This is a genomic window from Actinomadura soli, from assembly GCF_005889715.1.
GTDB classification, from domain to species: domain Bacteria; phylum Actinomycetota; class Actinomycetes; order Streptosporangiales; family Streptosporangiaceae; genus Spirillospora; species Spirillospora soli.
On the sequence record NZ_VCKW01000385.1, the window covers coordinates 1 to 5352 of the forward strand.

The window sequence follows — 5352 nt, forward strand, 5'->3', positions numbered from 1 at the left end:
AGATGTTTATAAGAGACAGCCACCCGCCTCTCGCTGGAACTGGGCCGTGTCTCAAAGTCCCGCCATGGCGCTCGCCTGGCGACTCGCGACCGAGCCGGGCCGTGCGCGAGCGCGGCGTCGCCGCATTCAGGCGAGCAACACGCCCGCGCGAGAGCTGAGGCCCACTTTGAGAGACGTCCTAGCCGGAGCCACACCCGAAGGCCCCACGTCCGCGCATCGGCACGGCTTACGCACCCGAACAGAGCCCACCCCCCGAACGTTCGACACAGCCACGCCTCCACGAGCGCGACCCCTCACACGTGGACGCGCACCCACTCAGGACGGGACACAACGCAAGCGTGGCCACCGGCCGCCGACCTGCACACAGCAAGGACGGACGACGCACACGGCGGCGCAGCAACACACATGCGGACCACTGGTCGGGAGGCATGACGCACAGATGCGGTCACACGCGCCGAACTACACCGAGCTACACATGGTGGGCCAATGATGCGCACACGGCTGCGCGGCATGCACATGGGCGTGGGGCAGGTGGTGGACATGCGACGAGGTGGAAGCGGCCGGGCTTGGCCAGTGGGGCTCCGGGGCGCGCGGTGGGCGTTGGTAAATGGAATGTCGGGTGGATGGTAATTTCTCACGAAGGCGTTGAGCTGCGGGGAAACCGTTTACCAGAGGCGGTAAGAGGAGTGACTCATGTTGTTGAGTCGCCTTCTCCGGGTCATGGCGACACCGTAGACTCGGAGGGTGATCTTCAAGGCGGTGGGTGATGGACGGCCCTATCCCGAGCACGGGTTCTCGTCCCGGGACTGGGCCAAGATCCCGCCTCGCCAGGTCCGCCTCGACCAGCTCGTGAGCACGAAACGCGAGATGGACCTGCAGTCGCTCCTGTCAAAGGACTCCACGTTCTACGGAGACCTGTTCCCGCACGTGGTCCAGTGGCAGGGCGAGCTCTACCTGGAGGACGGGTTGCATCGCGCGCTGCGGGCCGCGCTGCACCAGCGGCTCGTCCTGCACGCCCGCGTCCTGGATCTGGACGCCGTCGACCTGAGCTGATCAGCGGGCCCGGACCGGCTCCCGTGCGTCGATCTCCGGACGGGCCGGACGTGCCGCGACGGCCCGGATCGGACGGACGAACCCCGGACGCGCCGCCAGCAGTCCGAACAGCACTTCCGGCACCACGAGGACGAGCAGCAGCACCAGAGGAACGTTCCAGCCACCGGTCGCATCGTGCAGGACACCGACCGCGAGCGGCCCGAACCCGGCGAGGAGATATCCACCGGTCTGCGCCATCCCGGACAGGCCCGCGGCGATCGAGGGGCTCGGTGCGCGCAGGTTGAGCAGCGTGTAGGCGAGCGGGAACGCGCTACCGGTGCCGAGGCCGAGCACGAGCACCCAGACCCACCCGGCGGACGGGGCCAGCATCAGGCCGCCGAGGCCCGTGACCATGGTGATCGCGACGGCCGCGACGAGGGGACGCTGATCGCGCAGCCGGGCGGCGAACACGGGGACGAGGAAACCCAGCGGAATGCCGGCGATCATCATGACCGACACCATCATCCCGGCGGCCGCGGGCGCGTATCCGGCGTCCCGCATGATCTCCGGCAGCCACGACATCAGGACGTAGAACATCAGCGAGGCCAGGCCCATGAAGACCGCGACATACCAGGCGACCGGCGAGCGCAGCAGCGAACCCGAGGCCGAAGTCCGTGCGGACGAAGCGGACGGACCGGACGGACCGGACGAGGTGGCCGGGGCGCGGCGGCCTCGGACGGCGAGCGGCCCCCAGACGAGCAGCGCGATCACGGACGGGACGGCCCACACTGCGAGGGCCAGCCGCCAGCCTCCCGCCTCGTCCAGCGGCACCGCGAGCCCGGCGGCGACGGCCCCGCTGGCCGCCATGAGCATCATCGCCAGCCCGGTGAGCGACCCGACGCGGGTGGGAAACGCGCGCTTGATGACGGCCGGCATGAGGACGTTGCCCATCGCGATCCCCGCACCCGCCAGGACCGTTCCAACGAACAGCGAGACCGGCGACTCGATCACGCGCAGCAGAATCCCCAGCGTGATCATGATGAGCGATCCGGCGATGGCGATCTCGGTGCCGAGCAGCCGCGCGACCATCGGCGCGACGGAGGCGAAGACGCCCAGGCAGAGCACCGGGAGCGTGGTCAGGACGCCGACCTCGGCGCCGGACAGGCCGAACACGTCGCGCAGGTCGCCGAGCACTGGCGCGATCCCGGTGATGGCGGCGCGCAGGTTGATCGTCAGCAGCACCAGGCCGATGAGCGACCAGACGGCCGTGGCGCGGGGCAGGTGGGTTCTCATCTCGTCCTTCGTCATGCGCCGGCAGAGCGTGCGCGTCCGCAGGGGGGCGCGATCTACCGGCTACGTACGGCTTCGCTATACACCGGCCCGGAGGTGGCCGGCAGGTCGGTCGGTCGGTTTTCGCTGACGCGTCCCGGCTGCCGGCGCGGCCGGTCGGACCTGCTGTCCGCTCGGGCTTGCTGCGCGCTCGGCGCCAGGCGGCCGGTTCCGCCATGCGGCGCCGGGCGGCCCGGCTGCGGGCGGTCGGTCGGCCTCGCTGTGCGACTCCGCTCGGGGTTCGCTTGTGCGGTCGGTTCGGGTGAGGCGGGCGGCGGTTGCGCTATCTGGCGGGTTCGGGACGGCCGGTCGAGGCCAGGATCTGGTCCAGACATGCGTGGGTCGCCCGCGTCGCCGCCTCCGCGTCACCGGCCTCGATCGCGGCGGCGATGGGGCCGTGCGGGACGTCCTCGTGTTCGAGGAGGGTGCCCGCCGCGCCGATGCTGGCCCTGAGCGCGGCGCTGAAGTCGCGGTACAGGTCCGTCAGCACCCGATTGTGGGTGGCCTCGACGACGGCGGTGTGGAAGGTGAGGTCCGCCTCGACGAACGTGGAATGATCGCCCGCCGCCCACGCGGCGTCCCGGCGGGCGAGGGCGACCGCGATGGCGGCGACGTCGGCGTCGGTGCGGCGCGCGGCGGCCAGACGTGCGGCCTCGACTTCCAGCCCGCGCCTCACTTCGAGGATCTCGACGAGCTCCGCCGTCTCCAACCGCCGCCGGACGGCCCCGGACAGCTCGCTCGTGGCCCGGACGTACGTGCCATCGCCCTGGCGGCTCTCAAGGAGCCCCGCATGGGTGAGCGCACGCACGGCTTCGCGGACGGTGTTGCGCCCCACGCCCAGGGTTTCGGACAGCACCGGCTCCGGCGGGATCTTCACGCCGACCGGCCACCCGCCACCGGCGATCTCGTCCCTGAGCTGGTCGATCACCTGATCGACCAGTGAGGACCGCCGAGCCGTCCGCAGCGTAACCCTTACCTCCGATAATCCAGTCATCCTACGTTTCGATGATATGACACTCCTCGGCGCGACTTTATTCCGCCCCGGTCAGCCCGGAACCATGCGCCTGTGACCGGTACCGCTGGCGGAGCGTTGAGGTGGCCCTACGGGAGCGCGACGCCGAAGTGTCGGACGCGGGCTTTAGCGTCAGACGCGGGCTCTGGCGTTGGACGTCGAGGGTGATGCGGACAGGCCGGCGGCCTCCAGGGCTCGGCGGTAGGCGATCGCGGCGCTCTCGGCGTCCTGGACGAGTTCGAACAGTTCGCCCAGCTCACGGAACAGGTGGGCGGACGGGCGCCCGGCAGGCAGCGTCGCCAGCTGCTCGGACGCCGCGCGCAGGACGACCTGGGCGGCCGCCGGGTCTCCCTGCGCGACCCGCGCACGGGCCAGGACGAGACGGGCGAGGACGGTCTTGTGCGTCCGGGCGGCCGCGTCGGCGTCGGGCGGCGGGGTCACGGCATGGGGGTTCTCTGGAGCGGACAGCGCCAGCCCGGTGTCAAGGAACTGTTCCAGGGTGGCGATGGCGTCGTCCAGGTCGCCGACCAGTACGAGCGCGCGCGCTTTGGCGATGGTGCTCTCGGTGGACTCGTCCCCATTGAGACTGGTCGTCCCCTGGAGAAGCCGCAACGCCTCCTGTGCGGCTTCAGGGGAGCCTTCAGGACGCGGACGCTCGAACCCGTACGCACCGGTGGCCACAGCGTCGGGCTGGGTGACGGCCGAGAACGGCGTCACGCCCCTGAGCAGTGCCTTGGCGGCCGCCAGGGAAAGGCGTGCTTGAGACTGCGCCGGGCCGCTGTCGCCGCGCGCGGCCAGCGCCTGGTCGGCAAAGTACAGCGAGTCGCCGATCGTCCCTTCTTCCAGCGAGCGCATGCTGGCCCGCTGGTAGTGGACGCTCGTCGGCTCGTCCGCTGCGCCCTTCGGGTGCAGAAGCCGCCGTCCGAGTTCGTGTGCGCGCGCGGGATCGGAGCGATCCACATAGGCGAGCAGGAGAATACGTCCGACCTCGGTGTACTCCTCGCCGACGCCGAGCCCGAGCTGGTTCAGCCGTTCGACGGCCCGCTCGCCGAGCGCGATGGCCTGGCCCAGGTCGCCGACGGCGTGGTAGCAGCGCGCCAGCGCGATGACGGGCGGCAGCCAGCTCGCCCGTCCCGGGTCACGCTCGGCCTGTTCGCGCAGCTCCTCGAAGACCGCGATCGCGTCGTCGACGCGGCCCAGCTCCTCCAGGGCGCGGGCGCGGCCCCAGCGGGCGCGGGAGGTGAGGTCGGGATCGTCACTGCGCGCGATCACCTCATCGAAGCCCGCCTCGGCGGTGACGGGGTCGCCGCGCAGCAGCGCCAGGTGGGCGTGGCGCTCCCGTACCTCGAGGTGGGCGCGCTGCTCCGGCTCGACGCCCTCGGCGAGGTACTCGGGCGTGCAGCCGAGACGCTCGGCCAGCATGCGCAGGACGGTCGGCGTCGGAGTGCGCTTGCCCGATTCGATCAATGAGATGTAGCTGTCGGAAAGGTCGTGACCGGCGAGCTGTGCCTGCGACAAGCGTCTGGTCAGCCGCAGGTTGCGGACACGTTCGCCGACGTTGCCTGGACCCGGCATGTGGACTCACTTAGCGGAAGTAAACAGGCGGCTGGGGTGCCGACATGATTGCACATTGCGGGTTATCGCACATCGAGAGTAACGAAGCGGCAAGAGAAGAGACCCCCTGGTCGGGCCCGCCGGGGCCCCGTGCGCGCGCCACCGCACCGCTGTGGCGCGCCGGTTCCCGCCGGTGCATGCCCCGGCGACGGCCGCGCCTGTCACTCTCGGACGGTATCTGACCATCCAGAAAAGATCGCCAAAACCGCCGATATTGTCCAGCCGCCCGCGCTCACCGGCCAGCGGCACGGACGTAGGCGCAGACGTGGACCTGGACATGGGGGCAAGCATGGGCGCAGACGTCGGCGCAGGCTTGGGCGCAGAAGGTGCGGAGGTGGGTGCAGGAGAGGACGTGGGCGTAGGCG

Annotated in this window: 4 protein-coding genes; 1 reads left to right on the forward strand and 3 read right to left on the reverse strand. The window is 70.7% G+C overall.

Translation table 11 applies throughout. The features are described 5' to 3' along the window. The first annotated feature begins 744 nt into the window (after window positions 1–744). The gene (locus tag ETD83_RS38755; protein WP_138650163.1) at window positions 745–1053 is read left to right on the forward strand and encodes a type II toxin-antitoxin system VapB family antitoxin; all 309 of its coding nucleotides are present in this window, start codon (window positions 745–747) and stop codon (window positions 1051–1053) included. On the opposite strand, the gene ETD83_RS38760 is transcribed toward ETD83_RS38755, so the two are convergent. The 3 genes from ETD83_RS38760 to ETD83_RS38770 form a co-directional block, all read right to left on the reverse strand. After that, entirely contained in the window at window positions 1054–2325 is a 1272-nt protein-coding gene (locus tag ETD83_RS38760) for a CynX/NimT family MFS transporter (RefSeq protein WP_205718132.1), read from the reverse strand. Window positions 2326–2644: 319 nt separating this feature from the next. Then, window positions 2645–3355 (reverse strand): FadR/GntR family transcriptional regulator, encoded by a 711-nt coding sequence (locus ETD83_RS38765; RefSeq protein ID WP_138650165.1) that lies wholly within the window; start codon window positions 3353–3355, stop codon window positions 2645–2647. Window positions 3356–3505: 150 nt separating this feature from the next. Continuing rightward, window positions 3506–4948 carry a helix-turn-helix domain-containing protein gene (locus ETD83_RS38770; protein WP_138650166.1) on the reverse strand — a complete coding sequence of 481 codons (1443 nt, stop codon included), beginning with the start codon at window positions 4946–4948 and terminating at the stop codon, window positions 3506–3508. Window positions 4949–5352 lie beyond the last annotated feature (404 nt).

What these genes read in the sequence shown, in the direction of transcription:
- ETD83_RS38760 (WP_205718132.1), bottom strand. Translation starts at nt 2,325, where the DNA reads ATGAGAACCCACCTGCCCCGCGCCACGGCCGTCTGGTCGCTCATCGGC.
- ETD83_RS38765 (WP_138650165.1), bottom strand. Translation starts at nt 3,355, where the DNA reads ATGACTGGATTATCGGAGGTAAGGGTTACGCTGCGGACGGCTCGGCGG.
- ETD83_RS38770 (WP_138650166.1), bottom strand. Translation starts at nt 4,948, where the DNA reads ATGCCGGGTCCAGGCAACGTCGGCGAACGTGTCCGCAACCTGCGGCTG.